Source organism: Mycobacterium florentinum (genome assembly GCF_010730355.1).
Classification (GTDB): Bacteria; Actinomycetota; Actinomycetes; order Mycobacteriales; family Mycobacteriaceae; genus Mycobacterium; species Mycobacterium florentinum.
The window spans coordinates 5,353,406-5,368,864 of record NZ_AP022576.1; the positions used below are offsets into that span (position 1 = coordinate 5,353,406).

Consider the following 15,459-nt stretch of genomic DNA (forward strand, 5'->3'; position numbering starts at 1 on the left):
GGTGCCCCCACCTCGTCGCTGCGCTCTGCATCGTCGCCGGCGCGCGTCATGCGGATACGGGCTCGCTGAACAGGGTCTCGAAGGACCCGTCGCGGACGTCGGAGATCAGCCGCAGCCCGAGCGCCTCGGCGCCCAGCGGCAAGCGGATCAGCGGCTGGGTGTGCCGGTCGAGCACGCTGACGTCGGACTCGTCGCAGAAGCCCAGGGCGCCGAGCAACTGATGGGAGGTGCGCAGCACTTGCCGGGCGGTGTCGGTGGCCTTGAACCGCAACACCAGCGCGTCGGCGGAATGCACCTGCACCGGCAGCGATTCCGGCCGGCAGATGGTGTATTTCGCCAGCTCGTGCAGTCCGCGTAACGCGACCGAGGCATCCGCGACGGCGAACCGGACGGCTTGGAAATCGGCCAGCGGCTTACCGAACTGGATACGGGCCTGCACATGGTCGGTGACGATCTGCAGCGAGCGCTGCATTGCTCCCAGAATCCGCCATGATCCCAGCACGAGATGAAGATTAACGTCGGCGGCCGGAACTGTCCCGTCGGGTGCGCCTAATGTGGCCGGCACCAGGAAGGGGCCCAGTTTGGCGTTCGTCCGCGACGCGATCTGCAGCCGGTAACGATTGCCATCCAGGTCGGCGGCGATCCAGTCGCCGGGTAGGTCGCCGTGGTCGATGCGCGCTGCCTCGGGATTGACCAGGGCCAGCCGCGCACCGTCGATGGCCAGTAGCTCGTCGACGAGAGGATAGGGCAGCGCGTGCGCGCCGGCTGTTTGGCAGAGTACCGCCGCGGCCAGCAGGTCGTCGGGGCCGGACCGGACATCGAGCTCGAACGCGCCGAGCTCGTTGCACGCCGTGCGTGCCGCGTCCCGAACGCTGTCGTCGTGTTCGGCCCGCAGCGCGGCCTGCGGCCCGCCGAGGCGGTCGAACCGCTTGGCGGCGACCGCTGCAAAATCGCTAATATCTTGTGGCAGTGTGGTTTTCACCGGTGCTCTCCCAGTGCGTCTCGAGCCACCAGCATCCGTTGCACCTCGATGGTGCCGGACGCCACGGTGGCCGCTTGTGCGTAGCGCCAATGGTCTTCGATCGCCCCGTGCAGTGCCGCCGACGCCCCGCTGTCCAGCGCGGTCGGGCCCAGCACGTCGAACAACAACTCGGCGACTTGCTGATCGCAGGTGGTGGTGGCGATGCGGGCGGCGCTGGCCGCCGCCCCGGCCGACGGATCGTCTTGCAGCGATACGGCGCGATAGGCCAGCAGCCGGGCCACCCGCAAATCGACCAGCGCCCGGACCCACCGGGCCCGAAGCGATTCGGGAAGCTCGTCCCACTTCTCGCCGAGCTCGCTCTGCATTCGGTGCAGCAGCGACTCGCAGCGCGCGTAGCGAGCGATGCCGACGCGCTCGAATGCGAGCGCTTCCCGCATCACCCGCCAGCCGTCGCCGGGCTCACCAAGGACGTCGCCGGGGAACGCCTGCACGTCGTCGAGGAACATCTCGTTGAGGTGATGCGGTCCCAGCATCGACGGAATTCCCCGTACCGTGAAGCCCTTGCGATCCATCGGAATCAGAAAAAGAGTGAGCCGCTTGTGCTTTGGGGCGTCGGGGTCGGTGCACGTCGCCAGCACGCACCACGACGCCATCTGCGCGTACGACGTCCACACCTTCTGGCCGGTGATGCGCCAACCGTCCCCATCCGGCACTGCGCGGGTGCGCAACGACACGAGGTCCGTTCCGGCCTCCGGCTCGGAAAACCCTTGGCACCAGATCACATCGCCGGATGCGATGGCCGCCAGGTGCTTTGCCTTCTGTTCCTCGGTCCCGTAACGCATCAGTGCCGGGCCGACCCAGTTGACGCCCATGTACTGCGGGCCGCGCGGTTCGTGCTGGGCCCACATCTCCTCGCGCAATACCGTCTGCTGCCAGACCGAACCACCGCCGCCGCCATGCTCTTTCGGCCAGGCCAGGGCCAGCAGCCCCTCGGAGGCGAGTAGCTTGCAGAACGTCTCGGTAGTGGCGAGGTCCTGCGGATCCTCGGTGCAGGCCCCAAGAAAATCGGGTGGCACGTGATGAGCGATCAACTCGCGCAGGCGGTGTCGCAATTCGACGGCGTCGTCACCGAGGTCGTAGTCCATCGTCATCCCTTCGGCAGCCCGAGCAGTCGCTCGGCGATGATGTTGCGCTGCACCTCCGACGTGCCGCCGTAGATGGTGGCGGCCAGTGCGTCCTGACGTTCGAACAGCAGGTCCGGGTCGCTGGCCGAACGCGGCCCTTGGGCGGCGGCCGCGAGTTCCCAAACCCGTTGCAAGGTAATCGATCCGAGCAGTTTCATGATGTCGGCTTCCGGGCTGGGCCGGCCGGACAGCTCGTTGCCCAACGCGCGGTACCCGGTGGCCCGCAGCGCCTCGGCGTCGGCGAGCAGCGACCCGAGCTCGGTGTAGAGGTCCTGGTCTTCGGTGCCGGCGCCGGCATTGCGCACGGCGTCGAGCCCGCGCTTGATCTCGACCCAGTTCATGATCCAGATCATCTGGCGTTCATGGTGCAGCGAGGACAGCGCGACGTTCCAGCCGCCGTTCTCCGGACCCAGCAGGTTTTCCGCGGGGATCTCGACGTCGTCGAGGAAGACCTCGCAGAAGGTCTCGTCGGAGACCGACGACATCCGGATGGGTTCGATGCGCACGCCGGGGGAGTGCAGGTCAAGGATCAGGCACGAGATGCCACGGTGTTTCGGCGCGTCCGGATCGGTGCGGGCATACAGCGTGCACCACCGCGATTCGTGAGCCTGCGTGGTCCAGATCTTGTGACCGTTGACCCGGAACACATCACCGTCGCGCTCGGCGCGGGTGCGCAGGCCGGCGAAGTCCGACCCGGCCTCCGGCTCGGACATACCCAGCGCCCACCATTCGTCGCCGCGCAGCAGCGGCACCAGCAGGCGCTCGATCTGGGCGGGGGTGCCGAACTGGCGGATGCCGGGTGCGGCGACGCCGGGCCCCTGGATGTTGGGCAGCTTGGGTACCGACCGCAACGCGCCCTCGATCCGGATCTCCATCGCGTCGCGCAGGCCCAGCGATCGACCACCGTGCTCGCGCGGCCAGGTGGGCTGCAGCCAGCCCGTTTCGAACGCGGCCCGCTGATAGGCGCGGCGCAGTGGGATGTCCCAGCGATATTCGCGGTAGTTCTCGTAGTAGTCGTTCGGCAGGAACGCGGCCAGCCAGTCGACGAACTCGGCGACGGTCTCGGATCCAGTGGTCATGCCGCGCCTCCGGCGAAACGGGCGCCCACCTCGTGGTAGAGCGCGCGACCGTCTCCCAGCAGCGCCGCACCCTGCCAGGCGTGCCGGACGTAGAGGTGGGCATCGTGCTCCCAGGTCTGCCCCAGCGCGCCGTGCACCTGGACCGCGGTGCGGGCGCAGCCGGCCGCGGCGTCGCCGGCCGCCGCCTTGGCCAGTGCCGCGGCGGTCCAGGCGTCCGCGGGTGCGGTGTCCGGATCGGCGAGGCGGGCCGCGGCCGCGTAGGTGAGGCTGCGGGCGCGCTCGATGCCGACATAGTTGTCGGCCAGCGCGTGCTTGATTCCCTGAAATGCGCCGATCGGGGTGCCGAACTGACGGCGCGACTTCGCGTGCTCGACGGAGAGGTGCAGCGCGGCGCTCGCCGTGCCGACCAGATCGGCGGCGACAGCCACCAGTGGTGCGGTCAGTGCCGACTCGAGGTCGACGGGCGCGACGGCCAAGGGTTCGGCGTCGACCTCGATTTCGGCCAGTGGTTGAGTGGGATCGGTGGACTCGCCCGCGGTGATCGTCACGCCGTCGCCGGTGCGCACGACCACCGCGACGTAGCCGTCCAGGGATTTGGCCAGCGCGACGATCAGCTCCGCCCGTGACGCGTTGGGGACGGCGACCGCCCGGCCGCGCACCCGTCCGTCGCGCAGCGTCATCGGCGGCCCGGGCAGCCGAGATCCCTTGGCGTGCACCGCCAGGGTGGCAATGACCCCGCCGGCGATATCGGTGAGCACCGAGTCCAGACCGCCCGCCCGCAAGACGCCCGCGGCCAGACCGACGCTGCTGAGCAACGGAATCGGCGCCAGTGCGGCACCGCACTCCTCGAGAACGACCGCGAGTTCGACGGGTCCGTAGTCGCCGCCCGCGGGTGCGGCGAGCTCGGTCCAACCGAGGTCGACTACGGTCTTCCACAGAGCGCGCCAGCGCTCCGGATCCGTCAGGGCCTGCCGGGCGGCATCGGGAGGACATTCGGTACGCAGGATGCCACGCACCGCGTCGCGCAGCGACAGCTGATCCGAAGTCAGTCCGACGTCCATAAGACCCCTAACATAATAAAGATAGTAAACTAGCGACGCGGACGAGCATAGGTGGGCGCATGGTCGAGTGGTATCTGTTCCTGCCGCAAGTACGGCTCTCTGTGGGCGATATCACCGAGCGGGCCCGTCATGCCGAAGCCAGTGGTTTCGACGGCATGGCGTTCATCGATCACCTCGAAGCGCCGGGGTTGCCCGGCGAAAGTATTTGGGAGGCAATGGCCGTCGCCACCTGGGTGGCGGCCAAGACCGAGCGGCTGCGGATCGGCCACCTGGTGCTGTGCGACGCCTTCCGGCATCCCGCCGTCCTCGCCAAGCAAGCCGTCAGCCTCTCGGACGCGTCGGACGGCAGGTTCGATCTGGGTCTCGGGTCGGGATCCTGGCCCGCGGAGTTCACCAGATTCGATGTCGGTCAGCAGGATCCGGTGGCCCGCGTTCAGCAGCTCGGCCGGCACCTGGCCCTGATCAGGCAGTACTGGGGCGACGGCGCCGACGAGGACGGCGCGGTGCAGTTGCCCAAGCGCAGCCATCCGATACCGCTGGTTCTGGGTGGCAGCGGACCCCGCATGATGGAACTCGTTCGCAATTACGCGGATTGGTGGAACCTGCAGGCCAACTACATCGACCGGTTGCCCAAGCTGGCCCCGGCGGCGGGCAGCGCCCGGATTTCGGTCCAGCAGATGATCGGCTTCGCCCGGTCGGGCACCGACCCCGACACCGTGCGTGAAGTCAGCACCCGTCGATTCGGCAACCTCGGGGCCGGGCTGGTCTGTGGTGACGCGGACGAGCTGACCCGGCACTTCGCGGGTCTGGCCGCCCAGCGGGTCGAGCGCTTCTACGTGTGGTTCGCCGATTTCGCGAACCCGGAGTCGCTGCGCGAGTTCGGCGAATCGGTGATCAAGACGTTCCCTGGCGCCGGCGCCGGGCCTCGTTAGGGATGACCGGCGGTCGGGCATACGGACCGCGCTGCACCGCCGAAAGCCGGATCTCCGGCACATCGACGGACGGGTCCACGGTGTCCAGCCAGGCAACGGCCGCGGCGACATCGGAGATCTGAATCGCGTACATCTCGAAGGGAACGTCCTGCAGCATCTCGGTTTCCACCGGGCCGGGCGTCACGATATGCACGGCGATGCCGTCGCGGTCGACCTCGAGCGCCAGGGCCCGGGCGAACGCGTTCATGCCGGCTTTCGACGCGGAGTAGGCGGTGCGGGCGGGCATCGGCTCGTGGGCGGCCGACGACGAGATGAACACGAACCGCGAGCCCGCGCGCATCCGCGGCAGCACCGCGGCGGTCACCACGAAGCACGAATCCAGGTTGGCCGAGATGATGGTCTGCCACTGCTCGAAAGTCTGCTTGCGCGCATACGTTCCGCCGAGCGCCCCGGCGGCGTGAACGACGAGGTCGATCGTCTCCAAAGTGCTTATCGCAGCGGCGAATCCGTCGGGATCGGATGCGTCGGCCACGATGTGGCGGGCCCCGATCTCCTCGGCCGCCGCACGGAGCGGATCCGCGCGCCGCGCCACCAGCACCACGTCATAGCCCAGTTCGGCCAGCTTGTGCGCGCAGCCCTTTCCGATCCCGCCGCTGCCGCCGGTGACCAACGCGGTTCGCATGCCGATGAGTGGCTTCCTCAGGACTGCCGCAGATCCCGCGGGCGTGACATTGCCTGCGGTGACAGCGCATAGATCCGTTGCGTGGGCCGGCCGGCCAGCACATAGGTCTGGGTATCGGCGAGGTGACGGCCCGCGATGCGCCGGGCACGGTCGACGTCACCCTCCGCAATGGTCTCGGCCAGCTTGATGTGCGTGTTGAGCACCGCACGCCGCTGGGTCAGCGAGGGATAGGTGCCGCGTGCCGCGCTCTCGTCGGCCCACTGCTTTTCGTGACTGCTCCACAGCGTTTCCAGGCTGCCGACCACTGCGATGATGGTGTGGTTTCCGCAGCCCTGGACGATGAGATCGTGGAACTGGCGGCCGATTTCGGTGAACAGGCGCCCGTCGTCGAGGTGCTCGGCCATGGAATCGTTGACCTGCTTGAGCTCTGGCACCAGGGTGTCCGCCCGGTCCGGGCGCTGGGCCGCCAGCGCGGCGCAGGCGGGCTCAAGTTCCTGCAGCGCCATGCCCAGGTCGGCAACCTGAACGGACTCGCTCTGCAGCAACAGCCCCAGCATGTAGGCCGCGCTGGTCTTAGCCGGTGCGTGCACCACGGCGCCGCCGCGGTTACCGCGGCGCACCGAGACCAGGCCCTCGGTTTCCAGGATGCGCAGGGCTTCGCGCAGCGAGACCAGGCTGACGTTGAACTGTTCGACCAGCACTTCCTGGCGTGGCAGGAGATCGCCGTCGGCAAGCTCGCCGTCGATGATCTGGCGACGCAATTCGTCGGCTACGATTTCGGCGATCCTCGGCGCCGACAACCGGCGACGGGCATCGGGCCCAATTCCCAGAGCGGGCATCCAATCCTCGCAGTCGCGGCAGGGAGAGCGTCGCGGCACCCGGTGCGCGTACTCAGCTGGCTTAGCTATTTTAGCAGTAATGATATAAATAGCATCTCTGATCGCGTGTCGGTCGGAAGGGCGGATGCAATTGAGCCAGGGGTCTGACGACCATCCGACACCGCTGCATGAGTTGCGTGTTGTCGAGATCAGCGACCGGATAGCTGGCAGCTACTGCGGCAAGTTGCTGGTCGACGTCGGGGCGCAGGTGCGCAAAATCGAACCGCCGCAAGGAGATTGGCTGCGGCGCTATTCCGCGTCCTGTTCGCCGGTGCCAGACGGCCAGGCGTCGCCGTTCTACAGCTACCTCAACGCCGGCAAGCAGAGCATGACTTTTGCGCCCGGCTCGCGGCGATTGCGGGCCGAGTTGGCGGGCGCCGACGTGATCATCCTCACCGCCGGCGCGGCGCGCGCCGCGGCGCTGGGCATCGATGTCGGCCGGCTGCTGGCGGATGCACCGCGGGCGGTCGTCGTCACGATCTCCGACTTCGGCTGGACCGGACCGTATGCGGACCGCGCTGCCAGCGAATTCACCTTGCAGGCCTGGGCGGGCTCACCCGGTTTCCGCGGCGACCCGGCCGGCCCCCCGATCTCGATCGGCGGCGACCTGGGGGAGTACATGGGCGGTGTGTTCGCCGCGTTCGGCGCGCTGGCCGTGCGCCGCCGCGTCGAGCACGGCGGTCCCGGTGAGCATCTCGATCTGTCCATGCTCGAGGCGATGACGTTGATGCAGAGCAGCGAGTGGCTGCATTCGCAGCTGCTGCGGGTGCCGCCGATCAGCCGCACCACCGAGGTCCCGTCGATCGAGCCGGCCAAGGACGGCTACGTCGGCATCACCATGGTCACCGGCCAGCAGTGGCTCGACTTCCTGGCGATGGTCGAGTGCCCGGCGCTCGAAGAGATTGAGCAACTGCGTTTTCAGATCGGGCGCTGGGGCTACCGCGACCTGATCCGCGGGCAGATCGGCCCGTGGCTTGCCGAACGGACCGTCGCGGAGGTCGTCGAGCTCGGCCAACTGTTCCGGCTGCCGATCGCTGCGCTCGGCAACGGCGCCACGATCCGCGAGGTGGAATACGCCACCGAACGCGGGGTATACCTGCCCAACCCCGCCGGCTTTCACCAGCCCCGCCCGCCGTGGCTGATGTCGGCGTGCGCGGCGCCTGCGGTCGGCGAGACCGCCGCCCCAGGCGCCGACAACGACGAGTCGCCCTGGCGCGCAGTCGAATCCGAAGGTAAGCCGGCGCCACCGACCCGGCCGCTGGAGGGCGTGAGGATCGTCGACCTGACCGCGTTCTGGGCCGGGCCGGCGGCGACCCACCTGCTGGCGGCATTCGGCGCCGAGGTGATCAAGGTCGAGTCTATCCAGCGCCCCGACGGCATTCGGTACTCCGGCGGGATGCGCAAAGACGTGGACGACTGGTGGGAGTACGGCTGGGTGTTCCACGCGATGAACACCAACAAGCGTTCGGTCACCTTGGATTTGGGCTGCGAGGAAGGCCGCCGCCTGTTCAAGAAACTGGCGGCCGGCGCCGACGTCGTGATCGAGAACTTCTCCCCGCGGGTGATGGATCAGTTCGGGCTCACCGCCGACGTGCTACTCGAGGTCAATCCCAAACTCGTCGTTGCGCGAATGCCCGCGTTCGGCCTGGACGGCCCCTGGCGCGAACGAGTCGGATTCGCCCCCACCATGGAACAACTCGCCGGCCTGGCCTGGGTGACCGGACTGCCGGATGCCCCGCCCGTGACGCCGCGCGGCGCCTGCGACCCGCTGGCCGGCGTGCACGCCGCCTTCGCCGTGCTGGCCGCGCTGAGCTTCACCGAACGCACCGGAACCGGTCAGCAGCTCGAGCTGCCGATGCTCGAAACGGTCCTGAACGCCACCGCGATACAGGCGATCGAATCCGAGGTATTCGGAAAGACATTGAGCCGCAATGGTAATCGTGGTTTCGGCGGATTGATCCAGAACCTCTACCGGTGTGCCGGCGAAGACGATTGGATCGCGGTCACCGTGCGCGACGACCAGCAGTGGTCGGCCCTCGTCGAAGTGATGGGGCGACCGTCCTGGTGTGACGAGGGTCTGGCCACCGCCGACGGCCGGCGCGAGCGGGCCGACGACATCGACCAGCGGCTGCAGGAATGGTTCGGCGCGCAGCCACTGGAATCGACGGTCGAGCGGCTGGCAAGCGCGGGCGTGCCCGCCGCGCCGGTGGTTTCGCCGTCGCTGGTGACCGAGAACCCCCAACTGTGCGACCGGGGTTTCTTCGAGACGCTGCAACACGCGAGTATCGGGTCAGCCCGCTATCCATGCCCGCCGTTCGCATCGCTGTCCGGCCAGGATCGGTGGCTATTGCGCCCGCCGCCGCTGCTGGGCGAGCACAATGGAGAAGTACTGCGCGATCGGTGCGGGCTGACCGACGAAGAACTGGCGAACCTCGCTGCCAGCGGGGTCATCGGAACCCGCCCCAAGGGCCTATAGAGGAGGCAACTGATGCGCGTGACCGTCGACGAGACCTTGTGCGAAGCCCAAGGCTTCTGTGAATCACTCGCCCCGGACATCTTCGAACTCGGCGACGAGGACGTGGTGCAGATCGCGGACGGCGAGGTGGCGCCGGACCGGGAGATCGACGTCCGCGCCGCGGTGGACCAGTGCCCGAAGGCCGCACTGCGGTTGCAGGACTGAGGAACTGCGAGGCCTTCTTGTCATCGGGAGACATGGCGAAGTACGCCGCGATGGGGCCGTACTTCGAGCTAGTCGTCGGCGCCCTCGACGGTTTGGTCGACGGCACCGACTTTTTCGATATCCACGCCGAGGATGCGGTGGTCGAGTTCGTCATCACCGTCCCGACGTATCCGAGGAAGATCGTCGGGCGCGAAGCGTTGGCCGAACTGTATGCCGATTACGGGGATTCGATCGTCCAGACTCACAGCAGCGACGTGCACCGCTACTTCGACCCCGAGCGGTCCACGGTGATTCTCGAGTACACGATGCACGGCACCGTCGTGAAGACGGGCGCGCCCTACGTCAACCGATTCGTCTCCGTCATCACGATCAAGGGCCGAAAGATCGTGGGATGGCGCGATTACCTGGATCCGCTCGCGGTGTTCGCCGCGTTCGGCGAGGGGCCCGCCCCGTACTGATCAGCGTCGTGCGGTCAGCGAGATCGCCATCTCGTCATAGATCGACATGTTGGTGGTCAGGTTCGGATACGACACCGTGGCGGGCCCGATTTCAAAGCGATCGCAGCGCAGCAGTAGCTCGTCGAGCACCGCGCGCAGCTCGGCGCGCGCCAGCATCGCGCCCAGGCAGTGGTGTGGCCCGCCCCCGCCGAAAGCGACGTGCGGGTTGGGTTGCCTGCCGATGTCAAAGGTGAACGGGGACTCGAACACTTCCTCGTCGCGGTTTGCCGAACGCAGCATCGACACCACCCGGTCGCCCGCGGGGATGTGCTGGCCGTCCATCTCCACGTCGACCTTCGCGGTGCGGGTCCAGTACGCCACCGGTGACGCCCAGCGCAGCACCTCCTCGACGGCGCTGGGGCGCAGCGCTTCCTGCTCGCGATAGCGCTCGATCTGCTCCGGGTTGGCGACGAACGCCTGCAGTCCCATGGCCAGAGCGTTTTTGGTGGTGTCACTGCCGGCGAATGCCAGCACGAAGAAGAAGAACTCCAGCTCGTTTTCGGGCAGGCTGAACTGCTCGCCGTCGTCACCGGTGATCACCGCGGATGCCAGCGTGCTCCAGATGTCGTCGGTGGGGTTGCCCCGCTTTTCGGCGGTGAGCTCCATCGCGTACCCGAAGACCGAGGCGAAGAGCTCGAGTTCCGCCTGCCCGCTCGGGCCCGCCTCGGGCGCCATTGCCTTGAGGATGCGGTCGAAGATGTCGAAGATTCGCGGCCGGTCCTCCTCGGGGATGCCGATGATGTCGCCTATCACCGTCATCGGCAACGCGTCCGCGACGTCCTCGATCCAGTCGCCACCACCCTTGGCGAGCAGGCGGTCGATCATCTGCGCCGCCCGCGCCCGAATGCCGTCCTCCAGCTTGGCGATCGCCCGCGGATTGAAGGCGTTGGAGATGAGTTTGCGGCGCTTGTTCAGGTCCGGCGGGTCCAGCGTGATGATGGTCGGGTACGACGAGAACATGGCGACCGGCTGGATCAATGGGCCGCCGCCCGCTGTGAACGACTCGGTGTCGCGGTGCAGGCGGACCGCGTGCCGGTGTTTGGTCGCCACCCAGAAATCTCGGCGCACGGTCTGGGCCACGCCGGGCGTCAGGCCGTGCCGGAAAAGCCGTCTGGTGTGCCGCAATTCGGCGAACAACTCGTCCGGAAAACCGTTACGCCACAAGGCGAAATCGGATAGGTCCACTGCAGCAGCAGTCATGCGCAACTCCGCTCGCTCTGGCAACACGCGGCGACCCGCTGGCGCCGCGTTGACGTTCAATGCTTAAAATAGTAAAAATAGACTTTAGTCGTCGAAACGCGGTGAGGTAAGAGCGGCCCGGCCGCGTGGGAAACGGAGTTCTCGTGACGAATACGATTCCAGAGTCAGACCCGTCGGAACGTGAGTTCGGACCCTCTGGCATTGCGCTGTCCACCTATCGGTACCCGACCGGGTGGTTCATTGTTGCCTTCGCCAGCGACGTGAAGCCCGGCGACGTCAAGCGACTGCACTACTTCGGTGAGGAGCTGGTGCTGTTCCGCACCGCTTCCGGCAAGGTCAGCGTGCTGGACGCGTACTGCCAGCACCTCGGCGCCAACATGGGCGTCGGCGGGACCGTCGAAGACGAGAACATCGTCTGTCCCTGGCACGGCTGGCAATGGCGCGGCGACGGCAGCAACGCGCTGATCCCGTACAGCAAGATCGGCTGCAAGAACAATGTTCGAATCCGGACCTACCCGACCATCCAGTGGTACGGCTTCATCCTGGTCTGGCACGAACGCCACGGCCGGGCGCCGTACTGGCAGCCGCCCGCGCTGCCCGAACTGGAGACCGGCGAGTACTACCCGCTGCACCCGCACAGCCGGATGCTCAACCGGGTCAAGGTGCACGCGCAGATGATCATCGAGAATGCGGCCGACCCCTATCACGTGCAGTACGTGCACAAGGCCGCCAATCCCGCCAACACCGCCTCGTTCGAGGTGGCCGGCTATCACCTGCATGCCACCGTCAACGCCCACTTCGGTGGGGGCCGGGCCAAGACGTGGCTGACCCCCAACGGGCCGGTCGACGCCAAGATCATCTACGACAACTACTCGTTGGGGCTGGGGCTCGTCCGGTTCCCGAGTGACTTGGTGGCCACCATCGAGGTCACCGGGCAGACGCCGGTCGACGAGCACTACACCGACTACTTCTACACGCAGGCTTCCGTCCGCGAGCCCGGCGACAGCGGTGACAAGCCGACCGGCCGCGCCGCGAAATTCCTGGCGCTGCAGCAAGAAGTCATCAAACAGGACTTCTTCACCTGGGAGAACATGAAGTACCTGGAGAAGCCGAACCTGGCTCCCGAAGAGGCACACGACTACGCGGCCCTGCGCCGCTGGGCGCACCGCTTCTACCCGGGCACGGAGCCCTCACCGAGCGACTTCGGATACACCGCCGGAGGCGAACCCGACCCGGCGGCCGCGAAAGCCTAATGCCTTTGGGGCCCGCCGATTTCGGCGTCGATCGCTTCACCGTCCCGGCCGTGCTGGATCGCCGGGCCCAGCAGCACCCCGATCGCGTGATGATGTCGATCGCCGGTACCGAGGTCACGTTCGAGCAGATGCGGCGGCGCTCCCGCGCGGCGGCCGAGCTGCTGCGCGAATTGGGGGTGGGCCGCGGCGACGGGGTGGCACTGTTCACCGGCACCTGCCCGGAATGGGTGTACTTCTGGCTGGGCGCGGCCCGCATCGGCGCGGTGAGCGGGGCGGTCAACGCCGCCAACAAGGGGGACTTCCTGAAGCACACCCTGCAGTTGTCGCGGGCCAAGGTGATTCTCACCGACGCCGAGCGCCGGGCCCGCGTCGACGAGGTCGCCGACCGGCTGGACACGGTGACCGACATTGTGGTGCAAGATGATTCGCTGAGCCACGCGCTTACGCGCGCAGCCAGCTGTATCGACGATCCCGGGGAGCCCGACGAGGTGGGAGCGCTGTTCTACACGTCGGGCACCACCGGACCGTCCAAAGCCGTTGCCACGACCTGGAATTACCTGTTCTCGGTCGCCGCGACCGTTGCGTCGTCCTGGGAGTTGCGGTCGGGGGAGGCGCTGTGGACGGCGATGCCGTTGTTCCACCTGAGCGCCGCACCGAGCGTGCTGGTCCCGATGCTGACCGGCGCAACGACCGTGCTGGCGCAGTCTTTTCACCCCGGCCAGGTGTGGGACGACATCCGCGCTCATGGCGCCGTCGGCTTTGCCGGAGCCGGCGCGATGGTGTCGATGCTGTACAACCTGCCCGCCGATCCGCGTGACGCGCAGCTGCCGTTGCGGTTCATCTCCGCCGCACCGATCGACGCGAGCTCCTATCACGACATCGAAAAGCGTTACGGCTGCCGCATTGTCACGATGTACGGGATGACCGAGGCCTTCCCGATCGCGGTCAAGGGCGTGGCCGACGAGGGCGTCCCCGGCACGTCGGGCCGGCCCAATCCCAACTTCGACGTGCGCATCGTCGACGACGACGGCAACCCGCTGCCCGTCGGCACCGTCGGCGAGATCGCCTGCCGGCCCAGGTACCCGCACGTGATGAGCGAGGGCTATGTCGGCCGCGACGCCCAGGTGGACCCGCACCCGGAATGGTTTCGCACCGGAGATCTGGGCCGGCTCGACGCCGATCAGAACCTGACGTATCTGGACCGGATCAAGGATTCGCTACGCAGGCGTGGGGAGAACATCTCCTCGGCCGAAGTGGAACGCGTCGTCATGGGCCATCCGGCGGTGGCCGAAGCCGCGGCGATCGGGGTGCCCAGCGAATTGGGGGAGGACGACATCCTGCTCGTGGTCGCGCTGCGCCCGGACGCCGTGCTGGATTGCGCCGAGCTGCTCGACTTCTGCGCCGGCCGGATGCCGTACTTCTGCGTGCCCCGATACGTCGACCAGGTCAACGAACTCCCGAAGAACGTTATCGGACGGGTGCGTAAAGATTTGCTGCGATCCAAGGGTTTGAGTTCTGAGGTCTGGGATCGGGAAGAATACGGATATATTGTTAAGCGGTAAGTAAAGTCGATGTTACGTAGTTCTTTTCTTTTTTCCTTCGGGGAGAGGCTGGCGAGTAGAAATGACGTTGTCCTACCAGCAGGAACAGTTCCTGCAAGCTGCGACCGGCCGCGATGCGATCTTGAATTTGAACGCCCGGCACAATCGTGCTTACTCCGACGGCGACCGCGATAGCTGGATCGCGACGTTCCGCCATTCCGGTGCCAGCTTTGTTCGCGACGGTGAACTCTTCGCCGATCTGCGTTTGGCGTTCGACGGCGGCGAAGGGCAACGCTTGGTGACCATCGATCACGAGATCGCCGTCGAGGGTGTCCACGCGATGCAGCGTTGTGTCGCCGTGCTTTTCTCCGCCGCCTTCGGGGACACCGCGCTGCGCGCCACCGGAACCTACCGGGATGAGCTGATCTACGAGCGCGGTGGCTGGTACTACACGTCGCGCAATCTCTCCTGGGATGTGGTGCCGAGCCGGCACCCGCTTGTCATGTAAGCGGCACCGCTTCGTGGATCGTGATCTCAGCTACGAATTAGCCTTCGGCACATACGAAGACGCGCTGCGCATGGTCGGCGCGACGAGCGAACCGCGCACGGCGGTGAATCCGGTCGGCGGGGCCCGTATTCAGTTGTACGCCTCTATGATTCACGACGGCAATCGTTCGTACTGGGACGCGGAGTTCGCACGGGAGCAGTGGGGAGGCCTGCTGGCCCCGCCGGGTCTGTTGATGGGATGGCTGATACCGCCGCCGTGGGAGCCCGGCGGCCGGCGGCCCGCGGCCTCGCTGATCCTGCGAGTGCCGTTGCCGGGCACCACATTCATCAACGCCGCCAACGACGTCGAGTTCCCCGAACCCATCGTCGAGGGTGACGTGCTCACCAGTGTCGAGGAATTGGTGTCGGTCTCACCGGAGAAACGGACCCGGCTGGGTGTCGGCCATTTCATCGAGACGCTGGAGACCTACCGCCGTCAGGACGGCACGGTCGTCGCCCGGTCACGGAATACGTTGTTCCGCTTCACCCCGGCAGCGCCGCAGTGACGGGCTTGGATTGGAACGAGATCACCGTTCCCGTCGAGCTGCCGGAGGTGGTCGACGAGATCAGCTACCAGCGGGTGGTGGAGAACGCCGGAGCGACGTGGGACTATTTCCCGGGCCATTTCGACCCCGAGTATGCCCAAAGTCAGGGCAACCCAACGATTTACCTCAACACCATGCATCTGGCCGGGTTCGCCGACCGCGTCGCGACCGATTGGGCCGGACCGAGCAGCCGGGTGGTGCGCCGCTCGCTGCGGCTGGCCGGTTCGGTCTATGCCGGCGACACGATGATCGGCCGCGGCCGCGCGGTGGCCAAGCGGCGCGACACCTCGGTGGATCCACCGCGCTGCCTGGTCGACATCATCATCGAAGTGACCAACCAGCATGGCGCCCTGTGTTGTCCGGTCGAGCTCACGTTGCAGATGCCCGGTGGATGACGAC

16 protein-coding genes and 1 pseudogene are annotated in these 15,459 nt (G+C 67.1%); 9 read left to right on the plus strand and 8 right to left on the minus strand.

What is annotated here, in order from left to right; translation table 11 throughout:
- Positions 1-46: 46 nt before the first annotated feature.
- The 5 genes and pseudogenes from G6N55_RS25420 to G6N55_RS25435 all read right to left on the minus strand — a co-directional run bounded on the left by G6N55_RS25420 (position 47) and on the right by G6N55_RS25435 (position 4,306).
- Positions 47-982 (minus strand): acyl-CoA dehydrogenase family protein, encoded by a 936-nt coding sequence (locus G6N55_RS25420; RefSeq protein ID WP_085220826.1) that lies wholly within the window; start codon positions 980-982, stop codon positions 47-49.
- The gene (locus tag G6N55_RS25425; RefSeq protein ID WP_085220825.1) at positions 979-2,127 is read right to left on the minus strand and encodes an acyl-CoA dehydrogenase family protein; all 1,149 of its coding nucleotides are present in this window, start codon (positions 2,125-2,127) and stop codon (positions 979-981) included. The genes G6N55_RS25420 and G6N55_RS25425 overlap by 4 nt, the downstream gene beginning before the upstream one ends.
- Positions 2,128-2,129: 2 nt before the next feature.
- Positions 2,130-2,597, minus strand: coding sequence for an acyl-CoA dehydrogenase family protein (locus G6N55_RS30400; RefSeq protein WP_408632726.1), 468 nt, complete (start codon positions 2,595-2,597; stop codon positions 2,130-2,132).
- 15 nt (positions 2,598-2,612) lie between these two features.
- Positions 2,613-3,245 (minus strand): annotated as a pseudogene (locus G6N55_RS30405) (acyl-CoA dehydrogenase family protein); the annotation flags it as partial.
- Complete coding sequence (locus G6N55_RS25435) at positions 3,242-4,306, minus strand: acyl-CoA dehydrogenase family protein (protein WP_085220823.1); 1,065 nt, start codon at positions 4,304-4,306, stop codon at positions 3,242-3,244. The gene G6N55_RS25435 and the pseudogene G6N55_RS30405, both read right to left, overlap by 4 nt.
- 59 nt (positions 4,307-4,365) lie before the next feature.
- Between G6N55_RS25435 and G6N55_RS25440 the strand changes: the two genes are divergently transcribed.
- Positions 4,366-5,238: an LLM class flavin-dependent oxidoreductase gene (locus G6N55_RS25440; protein ID WP_085220822.1), complete on the plus strand. Its 873-nt coding sequence runs from the start codon at positions 4,366-4,368 to the stop codon at positions 5,236-5,238.
- Here the strand turns inward: G6N55_RS25440 and G6N55_RS25445 are convergent.
- Positions 5,201-5,920 (minus strand): SDR family oxidoreductase, encoded by a 720-nt coding sequence (locus G6N55_RS25445; protein WP_085220821.1) that lies wholly within the window; start codon positions 5,918-5,920, stop codon positions 5,201-5,203. The two genes, G6N55_RS25440 and G6N55_RS25445, sit on opposite strands and share 38 nt — an antisense overlap.
- 17 nt (positions 5,921-5,937) lie before the next feature.
- Positions 5,938-6,759 carry a FadR/GntR family transcriptional regulator gene (locus G6N55_RS25450; protein WP_085220820.1) on the minus strand — a complete coding sequence of 274 codons (822 nt, stop codon included), beginning with the start codon at positions 6,757-6,759 and terminating at the stop codon, positions 5,938-5,940.
- A 124-nt stretch (positions 6,760-6,883) separates the two neighbouring features.
- Between G6N55_RS25450 and G6N55_RS25455 the strand changes: the two genes are divergently transcribed.
- From G6N55_RS25455 to G6N55_RS25465, 3 genes are read left to right on the plus strand one after another with little or no spacing between them, the layout of a single operon-like run.
- The gene (locus tag G6N55_RS25455; RefSeq protein ID WP_085220819.1) at positions 6,884-9,274 is read left to right on the plus strand and encodes a CaiB/BaiF CoA-transferase family protein; all 2,391 of its coding nucleotides are present in this window, start codon (positions 6,884-6,886) and stop codon (positions 9,272-9,274) included.
- A gap of 12 nt (positions 9,275-9,286) precedes the next feature.
- A complete protein-coding gene (locus G6N55_RS25460; protein ID WP_085220818.1) occupies positions 9,287-9,478 on the plus strand; it encodes a ferredoxin in 192 nt (63 codons plus the stop codon).
- A gap of 32 nt (positions 9,479-9,510) precedes the next feature.
- On the plus strand, positions 9,511-9,936 hold the full coding sequence (locus tag G6N55_RS25465; RefSeq protein WP_085220817.1) for a nuclear transport factor 2 family protein: 426 nt from the start codon (positions 9,511-9,513) through the stop codon (positions 9,934-9,936).
- On the opposite strand, the gene G6N55_RS25470 is transcribed toward G6N55_RS25465, so the two are convergent.
- Positions 9,937-11,235 carry a cytochrome P450 gene (locus tag G6N55_RS25470; protein ID WP_372517602.1) on the minus strand — a complete coding sequence of 433 codons (1,299 nt, stop codon included), beginning with the start codon at positions 11,233-11,235 and terminating at the stop codon, positions 9,937-9,939. It lies immediately after the preceding gene.
- 83 nt (positions 11,236-11,318) lie between these two features.
- Between G6N55_RS25470 and G6N55_RS25475 the strand changes: the two genes are divergently transcribed.
- The 5 genes from G6N55_RS25475 to G6N55_RS25495 all read left to right on the plus strand — a co-directional run bounded on the left by G6N55_RS25475 (position 11,319) and on the right by G6N55_RS25495 (position 15,455).
- On the plus strand, positions 11,319-12,428 hold the full coding sequence (locus G6N55_RS25475) for a Rieske 2Fe-2S domain-containing protein (RefSeq protein ID WP_085221231.1): 1,110 nt from the start codon (positions 11,319-11,321) through the stop codon (positions 12,426-12,428).
- Positions 12,428-13,990, plus strand: coding sequence for an AMP-binding protein (locus G6N55_RS25480; RefSeq protein WP_085220815.1), 1,563 nt, complete (start codon positions 12,428-12,430; stop codon positions 13,988-13,990). The genes G6N55_RS25475 and G6N55_RS25480 overlap by 1 nt, the downstream gene beginning before the upstream one ends.
- 61 nt (positions 13,991-14,051) lie before the next feature.
- Positions 14,052-14,477 carry a nuclear transport factor 2 family protein gene (locus tag G6N55_RS25485; protein ID WP_085220814.1) on the plus strand — a complete coding sequence of 142 codons (426 nt, stop codon included), beginning with the start codon at positions 14,052-14,054 and terminating at the stop codon, positions 14,475-14,477.
- Positions 14,478-14,547: 70 nt separating this feature from the next.
- On the plus strand, positions 14,548-15,021 hold the full coding sequence (locus G6N55_RS25490; protein ID WP_372517623.1) for an FAS1-like dehydratase domain-containing protein: 474 nt from the start codon (positions 14,548-14,550) through the stop codon (positions 15,019-15,021).
- The gene (locus G6N55_RS25495) at positions 15,018-15,455 is read left to right on the plus strand and encodes a MaoC family dehydratase (RefSeq protein WP_085220812.1); all 438 of its coding nucleotides are present in this window, start codon (positions 15,018-15,020) and stop codon (positions 15,453-15,455) included. Before G6N55_RS25490 ends, G6N55_RS25495 begins: the two co-directional genes overlap by 4 nt.
- The last annotated feature ends 4 nt before the right edge of the window (positions 15,456-15,459 follow it).